We start from the raw sequence: 19,211 nt of genomic DNA, 5'->3' as shown, positions 1-19,211 counted from the left end.
ACTTGTTGCAAACGATGGGACCCTTGTTGTAATCGATGGGGCACTTGTTGCAAACGATGGGACACTTGTTACAAATGATGGGGCGCTTGTTCGCAACTTCTTGTGGAAAGTTTTTAAGGTTGAGGTGAAACTTCGCAACATTGGGGTCAATGTTGCGAACATTGGGGCCTAAGTTGCAAACTTATATCATAAAGTTAATGACTGCTATCAGCCAAAAAAACAATGGACGAGACAGGTTGCGAACTTATGCCATAAAATTTTCAACTACTATCACAAACTATTAGCGATGAAGAAATTTATTGATCCCTTCCTTATTAATTAAAGCAAAATCAATCGCAGTTTTTACAAAATCATTAAGAGAAATATTATTCATGGCTGCGTATAAAGCGGCATCTCTATGCATTTCGGCTCCTATGCGAACATTCCAGTATTAAATTGACCAAAAACAAAAAAACCCATCCGCCGGCTGGCGGACAGGTCGTTCATCGCCTTTTCCTTTTATACTTCGAACATCATGAGAGAAAAATAATTTCCCTTCGCCCTTCCGGGATATAGTGTTTTGTGCAAATTGATTTTGTGGGTGGAGATAAGGTAAACTACCGCAAACAGTCTGGTATAACTGATATTAAATAATTCAATTATTATTTAACAATACTTTCCATTATTGAAGTTACTATTTTTTTACTTCCCTGTACTTTTTTAAGGACATTTATTATAAGACATATATCTTAGCGCCCCTTTTCAAGTATTTTAAAATAAGGGAATCCTATCTTAATTGCGTACATGCGAAAACGTAGAGCCACGGCCCGCAGGCCTATAGCACAGGAATTATCCGCTGCAGAAACCGAGAAGATGCTAAATAAAATTGGGAAAACACTAAAGAATAAACGACTGGCAAGAACAACCCTGGAAAGTTTTTCGTACGAAATTAATATCTCAAGAAGCGCTATGACCCGCTATGAAGCCGGGGGCGATATGTACTTAAGCACTTTCCTGAAGCTGTTACATGGATTAGATATAAAACCCGAAGAATTCTTTAAAGATGTATAAACAAGTAATATATTTTATAAATAATATATTTATCCTCTTTTTGTAACACTGCCACCACCACTGGCTGATTTATATTTCATCACCGGATTGCCTTTATAATTCACATCACTGCCGCCACTGGCTTCAGCTGCCATTTCTTTGGTGACTGTTATAGAAGCATCGCTTCCGCCACTGACTTGAATGATCGCATATTCTGCGGTTAAGTCATAACCGGTGAAATCACTGCCTCCATTTGCGTCCACTTTTACATTCACTGCATTGCCTTTAACATGTACATCAGAACCGCCGCTCTGGTTTATAGTAAGATCTGTAACCGCTATTTGTCCCTTAAAATCACTGCCACCTGTTAATACCAGGTTCAGCTTATCAGTTTTTAATTCACCCTGAATAATAATATCCGAACCACCCGAGGCCCGCAATTTATTAAGCGTTTTTACCGCCACATACGCAGTCAGCTTTTTGTTATGCCAGTTCCAACCCTTTTCCAGGTAGATCTTTAGCTCGCCATTTTCTACCACCGTTCTCATTTTATCGCGATGGGCAATTTCCGTAGCACTTACCACTACTCCTTCCTCAGTTCCCTGCATTATATACAGATCAATACCATCCCCCACCTTAATAGACTGAAAATTCTCTGCCTGGCGCTTTTGGGCATTGGCATCATGAAAAACCTTCTCCTGGCCAGTAGCCATGAGGTTGATTAATAACAACATAGGTATTATCAGGCGCTTGAACATACTGCTCATTTGCTGTTGAACGGGCCAGGAGGCCAATATGTTACAATATTCTTAAAAAAATAATGTTCGTATCTTTGTCGGCTCTTTTCAAAACAGAGAATTTCAGATTCCCCGGGGTGCTTTCCCGCCATTGGCGGGCCGGCTGAGATAATACCCGTAGAACCTGATCAGGGTAATGCCTGCGCAGGGAAGGTAGTTCCATCATTCGCCTACGCTTCACTTTCGCAGCATTTCTCAAAAACCATTTTTTCAACAAAACAGTCTTACATGAAAAAAATGATTTTGGGGATTTGCTACCTGTTATTCACTCATTGCCTCACTGCTCAGATCAGTGGCAAAATAACAGATGCGGCATCCTCAACTCCTATTGCCTCCGCCACCGTAGAATTGAGTAATGGATTGTCGACACTTACCAACGACAAGGGAGTATTCGAATTCAAAAAAGTTAAACCGGGTAATTATACTCTTCATATTACTTCAATAGGTTTTCAATCGGCCGACCAGCCCGTTGCATCAGGTAATACCATTGACATCAAATTGAACCGGTTGAACCTATTTTTACAACCTGTTGAAATTAAAGCGACCCGTGCCGATGATAAGGCGCCTTTCACCAAAAACAATCTTTCAAAAAAAGAGATCGAAAAGCTGAACCTGGGTCAGGACCTGCCCTTTATCCTGAATCAAACGCCATCGGTTGTTGTGAACTCCGATGCGGGTAATGGGGTTGGCTATACCGGCATCCGCATCCGGGGCAGCGATGCCACGCGTATCAATGTTACGCTCAATGGTATTCCCTATAACGATGCTGAATCACAGGGCACTTTCTTTGTCGATCTGCCCGATTTCACTTCTTCAGTGAACAGCATTCAGGTGCAACGGGGCGTTGGTACTTCTTCAAACGGCGCCGCTGCTTTTGGCGCTACCATAAACCTGAGCACCAATGAAACCAATACCACACCTTATTCTGAAATAAATAATACTTACGGTTCCTTCAATACCTGGAAAAATACGGTGAAGGCCGGAAGCGGATTGATCGCCGATCATTTTACAATAGATGCCCGCCTCTCTAAAGTTTCCAGCGATGGTTTTATCGATCGCGCCAGCAGCACCCTGAAATCATTTTATTTATCTGCCGCTTATTTAAACAAGAACACCTCCATTCGCATGAACGTGTTCTCGGGCAATGAAAAAACATACCAGGCCTGGAACGGTATTCCCGAAGCCAAACTTAGGAACAATGATTCGGCCCTGCTTGCTCATTATTATAACAACCTCGGTCCATTATATTACACACAGCAGGATTCATTAAACCTGTTTAAAAGCGACCCCAGAAAATATAATTATTTCACGTACGGCAATCAAACCGATAATTATCAGCAAGACCATTATCAGTTATTCATCAATCACGATCTCAATGGCAGGCTGGCTGTTAATACCGCGTTCTTTTTATCACGCGGAAAGGGTTATTATGAAGAATATAAACCGGTAAGATCATATGCCGATTATGGGTTGAACGATTTGGTGACCGGCTCCGACACCATCCGTTCAACCGACCTGGTTCAACAGCAATGGCTGGATAATTATTTTTACGGCCAGGTATTTTCTATTCAATACAAAGACAACACAAATCAACTCATCGTAGGCGGTGGTTGGAACCGGTATGATGGCAAACATTATGGCAATGTGATTTGGTCGGCTATGGGTGGAATTCCCAACAATTACCGCTGGTATAATAAAGATGCTTATAAAACAGATGTGAATGCCTATGCCAAATACCAGGTGAAGATAGCAGATAACCTGCAGGCATTTGTTGATCTGCAATACCGCCGCGTACTGTATTACATTGGCGGGTTTAAAGACAACCCTGCTTTAAAGCTGCATAACACCTGGGATTTCTTTAATCCAAAAGCAGGTTTTGTTTACGCCAAAAACAATTACCAGATATACGCTTCTTATTCGCAAGGGAAGAAAGAACCCAACCGCGATGATTTTGAAGCAGGCATCAACCAACAACCAAAGGCTGAAAAATTGCATGATTTTGAGTTGGGCGTGGAAGAGAAAAACAGTGATTACAGTTGGGGCGCCACGCTTTATTATATGCAGTATAAAGATCAACTGGTATTATCGGGCAAGATCAATGATGTGGGCGCCTATACCCGCACAAACGTTCCTAACAGTTACCGGCTTGGTATAGAATTGCAGGGAGCTATCCGGTTCACTCAATGGCTCAATGCTGCCGGTAATATTACGCTTAGCAAAAACCAGATCAAAAACTTTACTGAATATTATGATAATTACGACAGCAGCGCACAAAAAGCCATTCCCCATGGCAATACCGACATTGCTTTTTCACCTGCTATCATTGCTTCGGGTATATTGAATATAATTCCCTGTAATAATGTTGAGATCAGTTTGCCTGCGAAATATGCCGGCCGTCAGTACCTCGATAATACCTCCAATAAAAACAGAAGCCTCGATCCATATTATGTGCAGGATGCCCGCATAAGTTATACGTTGCGGAAAACATTGTTTAAAGAAAGCACCTTCATAGTTCAGGTAAACAATGTGTTCAATAAAAAGTATGAGCCCAATGGTTATACTTACAGCTACCAGTATGACGGAAAAGTGATCACCGAAAACTTTTATTACCCCATGGCGGGCACCAATTTTATGATCGGGTTGAATGTGAAGTTGTAACTAAAAAGAACCTAATGTAAAAGCCCTACCGATGCATCGGTAGGGCTTTTCTTATTGATAAAACTAATGTTCTGATCCTTACGGCTGCGCACCTGTACTATCTTTCCGCACTGGCTTATCGCCCTGTACAAAAAGATCAATGACCTGTCCCTCTTTAATGCGCCGTACATTACCCGTAGGCATTAAATGAGCCGGCTCCTGCCTGTATACATACTGGTTACCATCGGAACCTGCTGGCAGCACGGTGCCTATATTCAATCCGCTTTCTCCCAGGGCAGCTTTAGCTTCATCCAACGTAAGACCGATCAAATCGGGTACTTCAATTTCTTCAGTGCCCATTCCAAGCCCAATTACCAGCGTAATGCCGCTACCCATCGGTATTTTGGTACCTGGTTTAATAGGCTGGCCTTTGTATTGCTGCTCAAGCACAAAGCGAGATGGGTCGGGTCTATAAATAGTGTCTTCCAGCTTCAACTTCTGTTGCTGCATGGTAATCTGGGCAGCGCGAAAACTTTGCCCCACCAGGTTAGGCATGTCAATATCAGGCGCGGCATCGCGGTTTATAGAAAGATAAACCACGCGCCCCATCTTTACTGTTGTTTCCGCATTGGGAAATTGCTTAACTACCGATAACAGCGCTGCAGTATCGTTGAATACCGTGTCCTGAATTTCTACCTCAAATCCCTGCGCTTCCAGTATTTTTTTGGCTTCCTCATACGATTTGCCGGTTACAGCCGGCACGGCCAGGGATTTATCGTGGCGGGTGATCCAGGATAATGACTGAAAGAAAATAAAAAACAATACAAGCAAAATGCCAATACCCAACAGGATATTCGCCCACAATGGTTTTCCGGTAATGAATTTAAACACAGGTGATATTGATTAAATTAAAAAATCAGGATACAGATCTCACTTGTGCACAAAGCGTCAATTGTAAGTGGTGAATGGTGAATAGCTCGCGATTTTCGAGATTCCGAACTAAACATGAATTCCAAAATTAGGAGACTCCATTCACCATTGACCATTGACCACTGCTTACTGACCAAACTTCGATTGCCAGGCCATCATTCCGCCTGCCAAATTCTTGGCATTGGTGAAGCCAAGCGTTTCCAGGATCATGGCCGCCTGTCCGCTGCGGTTACCGCTGCGGCAATACACGATCACTTCTTCGTTCTTCAGGTTATTCAACTCATCAACCTGCATCATTTGCACCTGTCCCAGGGGAATATGTGCCCCACCGATATTGAATTCGGCGCGCTCATGTGGTTCCCGCACATCAACCAGGTGTAACTGTTCGCCTCTGTCAAGACGCTCTTTTACTTCTTCAATAGTGATATTTTGCATAAAATGATATTTAAATAATTTTATTGTTCCTGTTGCTCTGCTTCCGCCTTTACCGGTTTATCGGGTTGCAACCAAAGATCAACACTCTGACCCTGACGAATACGGTTAATGCGGCCATCGGGTGTCATGTGTTCGGGACTCTGCCGGCCAACATAGGCATTCGGGTCAACGGCAGGTATCACTGTACCCACATTCAACCCGTTCGACTCCAGCAATACCTTTGCATCATTGTATGTTAACCCAACGAGATCGGGCACACTAAAATTCTCATTGCCCAACCCGCTGCCCAGCACCAAAGTTATTTTGCTTCCCTCCGGAATTTTTGTACCGGCTTTTATACGATCGCCATTATATTGTTGCTCCAGTACTGAATTCTTTGCAAAGTCAGCCCGGTACAGCGTGTCTTCCAGTTTCAACCGGTATTGTTCCATAGCGATCTGGGCGCTGCGAAAGCTCAACCCTTCGAGGTTGGGCATTTCAATAATCGGCGCTACCGCCTTATTGATGGTAAGGTATACCGTGCGGTTCACTTTTACCACTGCTTCGGCATCAGGGAATTGTCTTAACACCGATAAAGGCCGGGCCGTATCGTTAAAGATGGAATCCTGTAATTCAACGTCAAAACCTTTGCTTTCCAGTATTTGCCTGGCTTCTGCATACGATTTACCTGTTACGGCAGGAATGGTAAGGGTTTTATCATGCCTGGTAATAAAGTGAAGCGATTGCAGGAACACCACTACCAGTAAAATAACAAGGCCTATTCCTGTTAGTATGTGTACCCAAAGGGGTTTCCCTGTCATGAATTTAAACAAGGTGGTATCTGTTTGTTTTTTTGTTCGCGAAACGTCGGTTGTCATCTTACTACTTACTTCTCCTTTCCAGCGCATCTTCGATCAATGCTGAATAAAAATCTTTCAACGTTAAGCCCATGGCACGTACCTGTTGCGGTACTATGCTGGCCTCACTTTGCCCCGGTACTGTATTTATCTCCAGCATATACGGAGCCTGTTTTGATTCGTTGTATATAAAATCAATGCGTATTACACCACGGCAATTGAACAACTCATACACTCTTTTGGCGGTACTGCGCACTTTTTCAGCTATGGCTTCATCAACCTGGGCCGGGGTAATTTCTTCGCTCAACCCCTGGTACTTTGCTTCGTAGTCAAAGAAATCTTTTTTCGACTTCACTTCGGTGATCGGCAACGTAATGATGCCTTTCGTTGATTTAAATACGCCGATAGTGAACTCACGACCCGCAATAAACTCTTCTACCAGTACCTGATCATCTTCTTTAAACGCTTTTTCCAGGGCACCGGCCAGGTCTTTGGCTTCGTTCACCTTGCTCATCCCAATGCTTGAACCGCCGTTATTGGGCTTTACAAACACCGGCAGGCTTAACTGGGTAAGAACCTGTTCGGGCGTAACCGGACTGTGTTTAAAAATATGTACAGATTTGGCAACATCTATGCCAGCAAAGGCCGCTACGGCCACTGTATATCTTTTATTAAATGTAAGTGCCGAAGTCGCTGAATCACAAGAGGTATAAGGTAATCCAGTAAGGTCAAAATAGCCCTGCAGGCGGCCATCTTCACCCGGCGTACCATGTATACCGATCAAGACCGCATCAAATGTTAATTTTTTACCATCAATGGTCAGGGAAAAGTCATTGCGGTCAACGGTCAGCTTTTTGCCATTGCCGGCATCATAAAACCAGCCCTGGGGGGTTATATCAATTTTATAGACACAAAACTTGTCTGTATCAATATTCTTTTCAATAGTAAGCGCGCTTTTATAGGAAATTTCAGCTTCTGCGGAGTACCCACCGGTAACAAAGGCAATATTGGGCTTCATGTAATGGTTGGAAAATTTTGCACAAATAAACGAAAAACAACGGAAGCCGGAAACTACATAAGCAGGTATTTGTATGAGAAAGGGTGTTAAAAAATGCTTTATTCCAATAAAAAAGGTGAAGGTCGTTAATCCTTCACCTCAATACGGCAGGAAATATCACCCGCCACTTACAAGTAGCACTTAGGCTACATTACTATTCTTATAGAAAGGTAGGAAATCTATTGGCTTCCATCCAAATTTTTTTTGACCAAATAAAGGCTGCAGTCCTTACGTAAAATGCAGTTCAGGCGGCCTTTACCGGCTTCCCAACTTTCTATTAAACGTGCAGTTTTTCTTTTTTAGCCATCAGTTCTTCTACTGTTTCCTTGTACATATCATCAGGTACACAACAGTCAACCGGGCAAACAGCTGCACATTGCGGTTCTTCATGAAAACCCTGGCATTCGGTGCACTTATTGGGAACAATATAATACGTATCTACACTAACGGGCGCATTCGCCGTATCAGCATCAATTACAGTTCCATCCAATAAAACAAATGATCCTTTTACAGTAGTGCCATCTGCAATCCTCCATTCTACCCCACCTTCATATATCGCATTGTTCGGACACTCGGGTTCGCAGGCTCCGCAGTTAATACATTCTTCAGTGATTTTTATAGCCATAACTTGCTGAATTTTAACCCTGCTTTTCTTCCATAATTTGCCCAAAAGGCAAACAAGCAGCAGCAGGTTCGTGAATTGAATAACTCTATTTTTGCACGACAAATATAAGGTGGAATGAATTTACAACAACGAATCGTTTTATTGAACCGGCTAGGTGAATATATTTTACAGGATAACGATAACTGGCAGGCAACCAAACAGAAAGCCAGCCTGCAGAACAGCTGGTTCACCCCCGAATTTATTGAGCTGGCTACCCGGAATATAGCCCATGCCTTTTTGAAAAAAGAGCTTTTGACCGCCTGGGCCAGCCAGTATGCCATTCAGGCCGAAAACAATTCCCCTAAAAATATAGGTATTATTATGGCCGGTAATATACCCCTGGTTGGTTTTCACGATTTTTTATGCGCTTTCATTACCGGTCACCGGCAAACCATAAAACCTTCTTCAAAAGACGATGTATTGCTCAGGCACCTGGTTGAGCAATTGTACCAATGGGACGAAGCCACCCGCCCCCTGATCGCATTTGCAGAAATGCTGAAAAATTGCGATGTCTATATTGCTACCGGCAGCAATAACTCGGCCCGTTATTTTGAATATTATTTCAGCAAATACCCGCATATCATTCGCCGTAACCGCACCTCGGTAGCTGTTTTAACGGGTGAAGAAACGCCTGAGGAACTGAACAAACTCGCCGATGATGTGTACCAGTACTTTGGCCTGGGTTGCCGCAACGTAACCAAACTGTACGTGCCCGAACAGTATGATTTCGTTCCCCTGCTGAACGCCTTCAGAAAATACGATCACCTCAGCGAGTTTCATAAATACAAACACAACTATGATTACATACTGGCGGTAATGTTGCTGAACAAGCAGTATTATATGTCCAACGAGTCAATTCTGCTGAACGAGAACAAGGAACTGTTCTCCCCCATCAGCCAGCTGAATTATGAATATTATTCAAATGCCGGGCAGGTGTACGATTCGCTTAAAAGCAATGCCAATGTGCAATGTATTGTTGGGCGCCACCATACCGGTTTCGGGAAAGCCCAGCAGCCTTCCCTCACCGATTATGCCGACGGCATCGATGTCATGAAATTTTTGCTGGAATTATAAAAACCTGACAAAACAGCCTGTAAATATTGCATTTAGCGTACAATTGATCACTTATAAAATTTTTAACTTTCCCCCGCCGGGCCGTTGGTTTTTAGCTATTCCTCCTTACTTTTAGTAAATTTGAGAAGCGAAGTACGAAGACTTTAGTAAATTAATTGTTAAACCGGATTATCAGCGCTGGTTTCCTATTTTTCCTGACGTTAATTTGTTGTCGTCAGGCATATAATTTGAACAAGTAAAAAAACGCATAAAAATTTATAACGATTATGAAGTGGAAACAAATACTGGCAATTGTACTCATTAGTGCCTCTACTACCGGAGTTACAATGTGGGGGTACAATCATTTTAGCCATGATAATACTTACGTTTACCAAAAGGATGGTAGTGATAGTGGTAAGATCCCGGCTAATTATGCCGGCTTCAATGGCACAACAGGACAGGGTGCGGTTGATTTTGTAGCTGCAGCAGATGCATCCATACCGGCTACAGTGCATATTAAAACAAAAGCTACCCGTACAGTAAGCAATAACCTGCCCCGGAACAATCCTTTCGGCGACCTGTTCCCCGACCTGGATGATTTCTTTGGCGATAAATACCGCTCTATTCCGCAAATGGCCTCCGGTTCAGGCGCAATAATCAGTGAAGACGGTTACATTGTTACCAACAACCACGTGGTTGATGGCGCCGATGACATCACCGTTATGCTGAATAACAAAAAATCATTTAAAGCAAAGGTCGTTGCGGCAGACCCCAGCAGTGACCTGGCCGTTATCAAGATCGACGCAAAAGGTTTACCCTTCCTGTTATATGGTAACTCAGACGACGTGAAAGTTGGTCAGTGGGTACTGGCTGTAGGTTATCCCTTAACGCTGGAAACAACCGTTACTGCAGGTATCGTAAGTGCTAAAGGAAGATCGCTCGATATCAACAGCCGTCAAAGCATCAATCCGGTTGAATCGTTCATTCAAACCGATGCGGCCGTTAACCCCGGTAACAGTGGTGGCCCGCTCATTAACACTGATGGTAAACTCATTGGTATTAACTCAGCCATTGCCTCTCCTACGGGCGCTTATGCCGGTTATTCTTTTACCATTCCGGTGAATATTGTAAAGAAGGTTGTTGCTGACCTTATTAAATTCGGAACCGTTCAAAGAGCCTACCTGGGTATTGAATATCCAAAAGATAATATCAGCGATGAAGATAAAAAACAGAATGGCATTAAGGACGACGGTGGTGTATATGTAATGTCGGTAAAAGACGGTAGTGCGGCTATGACTGCCGGTATCAAAAAAGGTGATGTGATCACCAAGATCAATGGTACACCTATCGTAAGAGGCGCCGACCTTATTGGCCAAATTGCCACTTACCGCCCTGGCGACAAGATCAGCCTTACCTACCAGCGCGAGGGTAAAGAGTATACATCTTCCCTTATTTTAAAGAACATGAACGGCACCAACGATGTAGTTAAGAATTCTGTGCTCGATAAATTAGGGGCCGGACTGGAAACAGTAAGCAAGGACGACGCAAAAGAGTTAAATATTAAAGGTGGGGTTATGGTAAAATCTATTTCACCACGTGGCTTATTGAGCAAGGTGCGTATTCAGGAAGGTTATGTGATCACCAAAGCCAATAACAAGGACATTAACAATACAGAAGACCTGAGAAAGGTGCTGGAAGCCGCAACAGGAACTGTGAAGCTCGAAGGTGTATATCCTGGTTATGAAGGTGTATATCCCATCATTATCAACATGGGCAACTAAGAACTTACAGATAAAAGACGACAAAGGGTCCTGGTTAAACCGGGACCCTTTTTTATGTAGTCAATTCTATTGTTTCTGTTATTTCACAAGCACCAGGTAATCCCAGGCTTTCAGGGGCGCCGAAAATGACGCATTTACCGCCACCGGCTGATGCGTGAATGCATTGGTGAATTTTCCCTGTACAGGATTACCCGGCAGCTGCGCCGTTACTTCCTGGGCCGAAAAGTTCAGGATCACCAGCAATTCCTTTCCATCCTGTTTGCGGGTAAAGGCAAGCACCTTCTCATCATCGCTGGTATTCAGAATTTTCGGTTTTGCCGTTTCACCGGTTTGCAGGGCGGCATTCTTTTTCCGCAATTGTAGTAGGGTCTTATAAAACTCATGCAGTTGGGGCATGCCATTCCAGCTTATTTCGTCCTTATCAAAAAATGGCAACCGCTTGTGCAGGGGTAATTCCTGGGCGGTATAAATAAGCGGCACCGCATTCCAGGTACAATTGAACACCGCCAATGGCATGGCCATATCGCCGTACTTTTCATACTCAGTGCCATTCCAGGTATTTTCATCGTGGTTGCTGGTGAACAACAGGGGGAAGGTGTTCGCCGGCAGGTCGAACTGATAATGATTCAACACATCCTTTAACTGGCTCAATGGTATTTCCTGGCGAAAATATTTTTGGGTAGCCGCCATCCAGCGCCAGCCATACAGGCAATCAAACACCTGTAAATACGGTACATCAAGGGTTTCGCCCAGCCAGAACAAAGGCTTGGTTGCGTCCAGCTTAACCCGGGCCTGATACCAGAAATCGAGCGGCACCAGGTGGCACATATCGCAGCGAAAACCATCAATATCGCATTGCTTTACCCAATAACGCATGGCATCGATCATAGCCGTACGCATGTTGAAGTCGTAGTAATTGAGGTCAATTACATCGTGCCAGTTATTGGTATCGTAGAAGTTGCCTGTAGCATCTTTTTTATAAAATTCGGGATTCGAACGGGTCCATACGTGATCCCAACCCGTATGATTGGCCACCCAGTCAATGATCACTTTAAGTCCCAGCTCGTGGGCCTTTTTTACCAGCGCCTTAAAATCGGCTTCGGTACCAAATTCGGGGTTTATCGCTTTATAATCAGCACATGCGTAGTAACTGCCCAGGGTACCCTGCCGCTTTTCCTGGCTAATGGGCGTTATAGGCATGAACCATAAAATTTCTACCCCCATATCTTTTAAGCGGGGAAGGTGTTTTGCAAAGGCGTTGAATGTGCCTTCGGGTGTATACTGGCGAACATTTACTTCATAAATATTGCTGTTAATACTCCAGGCTACCGGGGAAAATCGTCGCTCCATAAATCTCATTCCTGTTGGTTTAATCAAAATTACGGGGTAATATTTAATGTGGTTTTATGGTTTTTATTGTTCGATTGTGATGTTCAAACTTGCAAAAAACCCCAACTATTAGTAAACCATCTAGCAATCAAAACATTAAGCCATCAAAAATTAAACCACCCAAAAATTAACTATCAAATTAAGATCATTTAAAATACCATCCAGGATAATAGACGTTCCATCTGCCAGTATTACTTCGTAAATTTGTGCCTCGATTTCAAGGCATGAAAACATTTAATGTTCCTATTACTTACCGTAGTCCGCTGATCACGGCCATCAAAAACAGCCGCAAACAGCAGGACAAGATGAAGAAAGATTTTACCCCTACCCTGCTGGCGCTGGATCCCCTGCACATTTATCTGGCCCGCCATTTCGGGTTTTGTTATGGGGTAGAAAATGCCATTGAAATTTCCTTCCGCACTATTGAGTCAAATCACGGCAAACGCATCTTCTTACTGAGCGAAATGATCCACAACCCGCAGGTAAATGCCGATCTGCAAAGCCGCGGCGTACAATTTCTGCAGGATAATTATGGCCGGCAGCTGATCCCCTTTGAGGAACTGACCGCCGATGATGTAGTGATCATTCCCGCTTTTGGCACCACCCTCGAAATTGAAGCAAAGCTGAATGCACTGGGCATTCCGGTTGAAAAATACAATACTACCTGCCCCTTTGTAGAAAAGGTTTGGAACCGCAGCGAGCAGATCGCTCAAAAAGGATACACCATCGTTATTCATGGCAAACCGAAACATGAAGAAACCAGGGCCACCTTTTCGCATGCCGCTCACAATGCCCCTTCGGTAATTGTGAACGATATGCAGGAAGCGGAAAATCTGGCGAAATATATTACCGGTGAAAAACCAGCCGGTCAGTTTTATACAGAATTTGCCGGCCGCTTTTCTACCGGTTTTGATGCCTCGCAGCACCTGCAACGGATTGGCGTGGTAAACCAAACCACTCAACTGGCCACCGATACACAGGCTATTGCCGAGTTCCTGAAACAAACCATTCAGCAGCATTATGGTTTAACCCAGGATAATATAGAATCGCGGTTTGCCGATACCCGCGACACACTTTGTTATGCTACCAATGACAACCAAACGGCGGTTACCGGCATGTTGCAAACACCGGCCGATATTGCCATTGTGGTTGGCGGTTATAACTCAAGCAACACTACGCACCTGGCCGAGCTTTGCGAGCTGCAACTGCCCACCTATTTTATTAATTCGGCCGAAAAACTGCTTTCGGCAAAAGAGGTGCTTCATTATAATTTCCACACAAAAGAAGAGCACGTGGCGGCTGATTTCCTGCCCACCACTAATCCCGGCCGTATTTTAGTGACCAGCGGCGCCAGTTGTCCCGATGCCGTGGTAGAAAGCGTTATTCAGAAACTGGCCTCGTTTTACGGCGTTGCAAACAAACTGGATGCATTAACAAAGGAATTGGCCGGCTGATCGTTGGTAGTACCGCATTCATCTGTAAAAAATAAATATTCACCCCATTTCACAGCCGGGAGTTTTACCCACGGTTAAACTCCCTGTTTATCGCAGGGTCTATAAAGCATTAGGACAAACTTTATAGCCATGAAATGGGTGCGATTCATATTGCTGGGGATGCTGATAGGAATGGGAACAACCGGTACAGCCCAACAACGACTTATTAATATCAATGCGCAGGAACGGCTGCGGTTACGCGATCTGCAGCTTACAATGGAACAGAAGAAAAGACTGGCCCTGCTTATTCAGCGGGAGCGGTTGCAGTTTTATTTAAATCAGAAAGAATTGAACGAAATACTCACAGATAAACAAAAAGCAGTGTTGCTTGAATGGCGGAACAAAAAGCTGGGAAATAAAACCGACAGCGCGGTAAGCAGGCAATAAAAAAAGTGTCCCGATGCATCGGGACACTTTCTAGCATATAATTACACCATTTTGAATGATTCCAGGAACTTGGTGTTGAAATTACCTTTTATAAAATCTTCGTTGCGCATCAGCTGCTGATGGAAAGGAATGGTTGTTTTCACGCCTTCGATCACATACTCGCTTAATGCACGGCTCATCGTATTGATGGCTTCTTCGCGGGTACGCGCCACGGCAATGATCTTGGCGATCATGGAGTCGTAGTACGGCGGAATTACATAGCCGGCATATACATGCGAGTCAACGCGAATACCATGTCCGCCGGGTTGATGTAACGTAGTGATCTTGCCCGGGCTGGGACGAAAATCATTATACGGATCTTCGGCATTGATACGGCACTCAATGGCATGCATCTGCGGTTCGTAGTTCTGTCCGCTGATGGCTTCGCCACCTGCAATCTTTATTTGTTCTTTAATAAGGTCGAAATTGGTCACTTCTTCCGTTACGCAATGTTCTACCTGAATACGAGTATTCATTTCCATGAAGTAGAAATTGCGGTGTTTATCGACCAGGAACTCGATGGTACCCACGCTTTCATACCCAATGGCCGAAGCGGCCTTTATAGCAGCATCTCCCATTCGTTTACGCAGTTCGGGCGTCATAAAGGGTGAAGGTGATTCTTCAACCAGCTTCTGGTGACGGCGTTGGATAGAGCAATCTCTTTCGCTGAGGTGACAAACTTTTCCGTAGCGGTCGCCGGCTACCTGTATTTCAATGTGGCGTGGTTCTTCCACAAATTTCTCCATGTAAATGCCGTCATTCTTGAAGGCGGCGCCTGCTTCGGCCTTAGCGGTGTTGTAGTTCTTTTCCAATTCCTCCTCGCTCCATACAACACGCATTCCTTTACCACCACCACCGGCAGTGGCTTTCAGGATAATGGGATAGCCCACTTCCTTAGCCAGGCTTTTGGCCTCTTCCAAACTTTCGAGTAACCCTTCGCCACCGGGCACCACGGGTACACCGGCTTTGATCATGGTTTCCTTGGCAGTTATTTTGTCACCCATAGAACGGATCTGATCGGGTGTGGGGCCAATAAATTTGATATTGTGTTCCCCGCAGATTTCCGCAAAACGCGCGTTTTCGGCCAAAAATCCGTATCCGGGATGTATACCATCGGCATTGGTGATCTCTGCCGCGGCCATAATATGGGGAATATTGAGGTATGAATCGGAGCTTGCAGCCTTACCTATACAAACAGCTTCATCGGCAAAGCGCACGTGCAAACTGTCTTTATCGGCAGTGGAATAAACAGCAACCGTTTTGATGCCCATTTCTTTACAGGTACGTATTACCCGAAGGGCAATTTCACCACGGTTGGCAATTAATATTTTCTTGAACATTGAATTTAAAATTGATGATCCGGACTTTAACCGGGATTAGCAAATTAGCTAATTAAGTTATGCAGGTTCAACCAGGAACAAAGGTTGATCGTATTCTACCGGTGAAGCATCTTCTACCAGCACTTTTACAATACGGCCTTTTACTTCGCTTTCAATTTCATTAAAGAGTTTCATGGCTTCAATAATGCAAACCACTTTTCCGGGGGTAACATCATCGCCTATTTCAATAAACGCTGGTTTACCGGGTGCAGAGCTGCGGTAGAAAGTACCGATCATTGGGCTCTTTATAGTGATCAAATTGTCGGCAGCTTGTTCAGCAGCTTTTGGTTTGTCGGCGGCAGCAGCCACTTGTGCAGCAGGGGCAACCGAGGTCTGCTGAGGCATGGCGGTCATCATAGGAGTATGTACAGGAGCAGCAATGACATTCTGGGCCGGTTCTTCTTTTTGCTTGATGGTTAATTTAAATCCCTTTTCTTCAATCGTCACTTCGCCAATATTTGATTTGTTGATCATCTTGATCAACTCCTGAATTTGTTTAAAATCCATCTGTTAAAAATTTTAGTTTGTCGTTTAAGTCCTGTAGAACAGGCGGCTAAGATAAGGATTACACACTAAAAATATCCAAAACCGTTTTTTTTAAATAGCGTGAAGTGTACCCCAAAAAAAGAGGACAATGGAAATTTTGTTCCATTGTCCTGGTATAACGTAAGCTCTTGTATTATTCTTTTACTCTTTCTACATATTCGCCGGTCTTCGTATTTATACGAATCAGCTCACCTTCGTTTACAAACAGCGGTACGTTTACGGTAGCGCCGGTTTCAACGGTGGCAGGCTTCAAGGTACGGGTAGCCGTATCGCCTTTTACGCCTGGTTCGCTATAGGTAACTTTCAACACGATCTTATCGGGCAGCTCAACGCTCATCGGTTGTTCGGTTTCAGTGTTGATGAGTACGCCTACTTCCTGTCCTTCTTTGAGGAACTGGGGCGCATCTACCAGGTTCTCGGCAAGGGCTATCTGTTCAAAGGTCTCATTATCCATGAAGTTGTAGCCGGTATCGTCTTTGTACAGGTACTGGAACGTTTTGCGTTCAACACGTACCGGGAAAATGGTATCGCCACTGTTCCAGGTTTTTTCAATACTGCGGCTATTGTCGAGGCCTTTCAATTTTGCCCATACCTTGGCAGCAGCCCGGGCAGTTTTATTTTCACCAAATTCAACCACAGTGTATAAACTTCCATCCAGTTTAATGATCATGCCGCGGCTGATATCCGAGGTATTTGCCATAAATTATAAATATTTCAAAAGTCAAAAAACAAGTACTAAAAAAGTGGCAGCAAAATTATGGCAAAATTGTCAGGTGGCAAAATGAACGGTAAACGTAAATAGTTGTCAAATACAGATCTGGCTGGTTCAGGCTGTGGCCAGGCATCCTGTAAAAGGGCTATTATTGGTCCTTTTCGGGGTTGGCAGGCACCGGTTTTGCGGCCGGGGCAGGCTCAGTGGCCGCTTTCACCTTTGTCGAAGAGGTAACCTTTACCGGCTCCAAAATGACCACGGTTGGGTTAACGGTCGTTTTTACCTGTGCCAGCCGTTCAACCTTTACATTGTTTTCAACCTTCGCATACTGCAGTTCTTTAACCGTTACTACGGTTACGGGCTTCACGTTCACTAAAGTATCTTTCTTTAAGTTTACCCGCTCAATCCTGAAATTGTCGAGGTTCACACGAGGCGCCGGTTTAAGGGAGGTTACCGGCTTCACATCTACTTTTGTTACCGGTTTTGTATGCAACCTGATCATTACTTTCCGGGGCGGAATTTCTCCATATTTGTCCTCATACTGTTTGTCCTTGTTCCAGTCGGTAAGCGTAATGGCTTCCAAAATTTTCTTGCTTTTGTTGTCTTTCACGATCACAATGCACTCGCCGTAATTATCGACAACAGTGATACAATACCCCTTTTTATTAAGGCAATCCACCGGAATGGGGGTTGGGGGCGGAGGTGGAACCGGAACCTGAGGCGCTTCAGCTATTTCCGGGGCCTCGGGCTTTTCGGGCAATTCGGCCAGTTCGGGCTTTTCCGGAGCTTCCGGCTTTTCGGGCAGCTCAGCTATTTCCGCCAACTCCGGTGCATCGGGCTGTGGTGGTGCTAATTCATTATCACCATTGACAGCAGCAGTTGGCGGGGCCGGTGGTGCGGGCGGTTTAGGCAACTGCCCATATTTCTTTTCAAAGGCCTCCTTTTCCTTTGGTACTGTAAGGTCATAGGTTTCAACCTTTCCACCAGTAGTTCTGATGGTGACCTTTTTGGCGCCATTGACGTCATTGACGTCGATAGTGAGTACCTTCTTCCAAACTTCGCTATTCAATGGAATGGTGTCGTTCACCGGGCTGCGCAATGGCTGCTGCTGTTGTTTATGCGTTGCATTGCGGAAGGCCAGCAATACCACTATCAGTAAAGGCAGCAAAAACAGGAACCGGAGCAGGTGCACCCGGGCACTTTTTGTTTTGTTCATCATGGCTATTCTTCTTTTTAAGGATGAGAAATTAAAATTGGTGGCTATACTAAATGAATTAACTCCTATAACTTTTAATAACAGGTATTGGTATTCTTTGCGGTCGAGGCCGGTTTGCAGCACATGCTGATCGGCAATGAACTCCAGGTTCTGGCGAATATCATGGCGCAGCAGCCAGGCAAACGGGTTATACCAGTTCAGGATACACAACAATTCGCTCCAGATAATATCCAGTGAATGGCGTTGTTTTACATGAATAAATTCGTGGCGAATGATCTCTTTGAGCTCGTGCTCACTGTGCTGATGCTGGTTCACATAAATGCCCCGGCCAAACGAAAAAGGCATTACCGGTTCATCAATGTGATACAGTTTTACTTTATCATCGTATAACAATACCGCCTTAGTACGCATTTTATATAAGGAATAATACTGCACCAGCAAACGGGCTGCCATCAACAGCATACCGGTAATAAAAACCAGTGCACTCACCAACAGCCAGTCAATGCCCGCCGAAGGGGTGGTAACGGTTGCTGCATCCCGTTCCGCTGCCATTTGCGTTATGGCCGGGATATAATTGATAATGGCCGATTCGCGCAGGGCAGGCTCCTTTATAATTATGGTAAATACGTTTATAACGGGTATTACAAAACATACCATGGAATAGATCAACAGGTACCAGCGGTTCCAGTTATAAAAGGTAAGCCGCCGCAGGAAGAGCTGGTAGAAGAGATAGACGATGGAGAGGCTGATGGATAGTTTAAGCAGGTATTGTAACATAATGTTTCTTTTGGAATACTTTGAACCGATTTCTGATTTTGAGATTTCGGGATT

General features: G+C 44.3%; 18 protein-coding genes and 1 riboswitch. Of the genes, 6 read left to right on the top strand and 12 right to left on the bottom strand.

The window, feature by feature from the left end; all coding sequences use genetic code 11:
* Positions 1-280 precede the first annotated feature (280 nt).
* Positions 281-415, bottom strand: a complete 135-nt coding sequence (locus A3860_RS42395; protein WP_394334801.1) for a toxin-antitoxin system HicB family antitoxin — start codon at positions 413-415, stop codon at positions 281-283.
* A gap of 368 nt (positions 416-783) precedes the next feature.
* On the opposite strand from A3860_RS42395, the gene A3860_RS33805 reads away from it, so the two are divergent.
* Positions 784-1,050: a hypothetical protein gene (locus A3860_RS33805; protein WP_081154948.1), complete on the top strand. Its 267-nt coding sequence runs from the start codon at positions 784-786 to the stop codon at positions 1,048-1,050.
* A 29-nt stretch (positions 1,051-1,079) separates the two neighbouring features.
* Here A3860_RS33805 and A3860_RS33800 read toward each other — a convergent pair whose 3' ends face one another.
* Positions 1,080-1,787 carry a head GIN domain-containing protein gene (locus tag A3860_RS33800; RefSeq protein WP_158085444.1) on the bottom strand — a complete coding sequence of 236 codons (708 nt, stop codon included), beginning with the start codon at positions 1,785-1,787 and terminating at the stop codon, positions 1,080-1,082.
* Between the two features lie 102 nt (positions 1,788-1,889).
* Positions 1,890-1,994, top strand: a riboswitch (TPP riboswitch).
* A 60-nt stretch (positions 1,995-2,054) separates the two neighbouring features.
* Here A3860_RS33800 and A3860_RS33795 point away from each other — a divergent pair.
* Positions 2,055-4,484: a TonB-dependent receptor gene (locus A3860_RS33795; RefSeq protein WP_081154946.1), complete on the top strand. Its 2,430-nt coding sequence runs from the start codon at positions 2,055-2,057 to the stop codon at positions 4,482-4,484.
* A 78-nt stretch (positions 4,485-4,562) separates the two neighbouring features.
* On the opposite strand, the gene A3860_RS33790 is transcribed toward A3860_RS33795, so the two are convergent.
* The 5 genes from A3860_RS33790 to A3860_RS33770 form a co-directional block, all read right to left on the bottom strand.
* The gene (locus A3860_RS33790; RefSeq protein WP_081154945.1) at positions 4,563-5,354 is read right to left on the bottom strand and encodes a PASTA domain-containing protein; all 792 of its coding nucleotides are present in this window, start codon (positions 5,352-5,354) and stop codon (positions 4,563-4,565) included.
* A gap of 165 nt (positions 5,355-5,519) precedes the next feature.
* Positions 5,520-5,828 (bottom strand): rhodanese-like domain-containing protein, encoded by a 309-nt coding sequence (locus tag A3860_RS33785; protein WP_081154944.1) that lies wholly within the window; start codon positions 5,826-5,828, stop codon positions 5,520-5,522.
* A gap of 20 nt (positions 5,829-5,848) precedes the next feature.
* Positions 5,849-6,685 carry a PASTA domain-containing protein gene (locus tag A3860_RS33780; protein ID WP_245843689.1) on the bottom strand — a complete coding sequence of 279 codons (837 nt, stop codon included), beginning with the start codon at positions 6,683-6,685 and terminating at the stop codon, positions 5,849-5,851.
* Between the two features lie 4 nt (positions 6,686-6,689).
* Entirely contained in the window at positions 6,690-7,682 is a 993-nt protein-coding gene (locus A3860_RS33775) for a D-alanine--D-alanine ligase (RefSeq protein ID WP_081154943.1), read from the bottom strand.
* 316 nt (positions 7,683-7,998) lie between these two features.
* Complete coding sequence (locus tag A3860_RS33770; RefSeq protein WP_081154951.1) at positions 7,999-8,346, bottom strand: 4Fe-4S dicluster domain-containing protein; 348 nt, start codon at positions 8,344-8,346, stop codon at positions 7,999-8,001.
* 114 nt (positions 8,347-8,460) lie between these two features.
* On the opposite strand from A3860_RS33770, the gene A3860_RS33765 reads away from it, so the two are divergent.
* The gene (locus A3860_RS33765; RefSeq protein ID WP_081154942.1) at positions 8,461-9,459 is read left to right on the top strand and encodes an acyl-CoA reductase; all 999 of its coding nucleotides are present in this window, start codon (positions 8,461-8,463) and stop codon (positions 9,457-9,459) included.
* 266 nt (positions 9,460-9,725) lie between these two features.
* Positions 9,726-11,219: a trypsin-like peptidase domain-containing protein gene (locus A3860_RS33760; RefSeq protein WP_081154941.1), complete on the top strand. Its 1,494-nt coding sequence runs from the start codon at positions 9,726-9,728 to the stop codon at positions 11,217-11,219.
* Between the two features lie 78 nt (positions 11,220-11,297).
* Here the strand turns inward: A3860_RS33760 and A3860_RS33755 are convergent, their stop codons facing one another.
* Positions 11,298-12,578: an alpha-amylase family glycosyl hydrolase gene (locus A3860_RS33755; protein ID WP_245843688.1), complete on the bottom strand. Its 1,281-nt coding sequence runs from the start codon at positions 12,576-12,578 to the stop codon at positions 11,298-11,300.
* Between the two features lie 254 nt (positions 12,579-12,832).
* Between A3860_RS33755 and A3860_RS33750 the strand changes: the two genes are divergently transcribed.
* Positions 12,833-14,062, top strand: coding sequence for a 4-hydroxy-3-methylbut-2-enyl diphosphate reductase (locus tag A3860_RS33750; RefSeq protein WP_081154939.1), 1,230 nt, complete (start codon positions 12,833-12,835; stop codon positions 14,060-14,062).
* A gap of 129 nt (positions 14,063-14,191) precedes the next feature.
* The gene (locus A3860_RS33745) at positions 14,192-14,488 is read left to right on the top strand and encodes a hypothetical protein (RefSeq protein WP_081154938.1); all 297 of its coding nucleotides are present in this window, start codon (positions 14,192-14,194) and stop codon (positions 14,486-14,488) included.
* A 41-nt stretch (positions 14,489-14,529) separates the two neighbouring features.
* Here A3860_RS33745 and accC read toward each other — a convergent pair whose 3' ends face one another.
* From accC to A3860_RS33725, 4 genes are all read right to left on the bottom strand, one after another.
* A complete protein-coding gene (gene accC, locus A3860_RS33740) occupies positions 14,530-15,867 on the bottom strand; it encodes an acetyl-CoA carboxylase biotin carboxylase subunit (RefSeq protein WP_081154937.1) in 1,338 nt (445 codons plus the stop codon).
* Between the two features lie 57 nt (positions 15,868-15,924).
* Positions 15,925-16,413, bottom strand: a complete 489-nt coding sequence (gene accB, locus A3860_RS33735; protein WP_081154936.1) for an acetyl-CoA carboxylase biotin carboxyl carrier protein — start codon at positions 16,411-16,413, stop codon at positions 15,925-15,927.
* 172 nt (positions 16,414-16,585) lie between these two features.
* Positions 16,586-17,152, bottom strand: coding sequence for an elongation factor P (gene efp / locus A3860_RS33730; RefSeq protein ID WP_081154935.1), 567 nt, complete (start codon positions 17,150-17,152; stop codon positions 16,586-16,588).
* A gap of 160 nt (positions 17,153-17,312) precedes the next feature.
* Positions 17,313-19,157 (bottom strand): M56 family metallopeptidase, encoded by a 1,845-nt coding sequence (locus A3860_RS33725; RefSeq protein ID WP_081154934.1) that lies wholly within the window; start codon positions 19,155-19,157, stop codon positions 17,313-17,315.
* Between the last annotated feature and the right edge of the window lie 54 nt (positions 19,158-19,211).

Origin of the sequence: Niastella vici (assembly GCF_002077945.1) — a bacterium.
GTDB classification, from domain to species: Bacteria; Bacteroidota; Bacteroidia; order Chitinophagales; family Chitinophagaceae; genus Niastella; species Niastella vici.
Note: the sequence above shows the minus strand (reverse complement) of the source record. Positions and strands in the feature narration are given on the sequence as shown.

Excerpts from the sequence above, each read along its gene's own strand:
- A3860_RS33805 (WP_081154948.1), top strand. The coding sequence starts at position 784 with ATGCGAAAACGTAGAGCCACGGCCCGCAGGCCTATAGCACAGGAATTA.
- A3860_RS33800 (WP_158085444.1), bottom strand. The coding sequence starts at position 1,787 with ATGTTCAAGCGCCTGATAATACCTATGTTGTTATTAATCAACCTCATG.
- A3860_RS33795 (WP_081154946.1), top strand. The coding sequence starts at position 2,055 with ATGAAAAAAATGATTTTGGGGATTTGCTACCTGTTATTCACTCATTGC.
- A3860_RS33785 (WP_081154944.1), bottom strand. The coding sequence starts at position 5,828 with ATGCAAAATATCACTATTGAAGAAGTAAAAGAGCGTCTTGACAGAGGC.
- A3860_RS33780 (WP_245843689.1), bottom strand. The coding sequence starts at position 6,685 with ATGACAACCGACGTTTCGCGAACAAAAAAACAAACAGATACCACCTTG.
- A3860_RS33775 (WP_081154943.1), bottom strand. The coding sequence starts at position 7,682 with ATGAAGCCCAATATTGCCTTTGTTACCGGTGGGTACTCCGCAGAAGCT.
- A3860_RS33770 (WP_081154951.1), bottom strand. The coding sequence starts at position 8,346 with ATGGCTATAAAAATCACTGAAGAATGTATTAACTGCGGAGCCTGCGAA.
- A3860_RS33765 (WP_081154942.1), top strand. The coding sequence starts at position 8,461 with ATGAATTTACAACAACGAATCGTTTTATTGAACCGGCTAGGTGAATAT.
- A3860_RS33760 (WP_081154941.1), top strand. The coding sequence starts at position 9,726 with ATGAAGTGGAAACAAATACTGGCAATTGTACTCATTAGTGCCTCTACT.
- A3860_RS33755 (WP_245843688.1), bottom strand. The coding sequence starts at position 12,578 with ATGAGATTTATGGAGCGACGATTTTCCCCGGTAGCCTGGAGTATTAAC.
- A3860_RS33750 (WP_081154939.1), top strand. The coding sequence starts at position 12,833 with ATGAAAACATTTAATGTTCCTATTACTTACCGTAGTCCGCTGATCACG.
- A3860_RS33745 (WP_081154938.1), top strand. The coding sequence starts at position 14,192 with ATGAAATGGGTGCGATTCATATTGCTGGGGATGCTGATAGGAATGGGA.
- accC (WP_081154937.1), bottom strand. The coding sequence starts at position 15,867 with ATGTTCAAGAAAATATTAATTGCCAACCGTGGTGAAATTGCCCTTCGG.
- accB (WP_081154936.1), bottom strand. The coding sequence starts at position 16,413 with ATGGATTTTAAACAAATTCAGGAGTTGATCAAGATGATCAACAAATCA.
- efp (WP_081154935.1), bottom strand. The coding sequence starts at position 17,152 with ATGGCAAATACCTCGGATATCAGCCGCGGCATGATCATTAAACTGGAT.
- A3860_RS33725 (WP_081154934.1), bottom strand. The coding sequence starts at position 19,157 with ATGTTACAATACCTGCTTAAACTATCCATCAGCCTCTCCATCGTCTAT.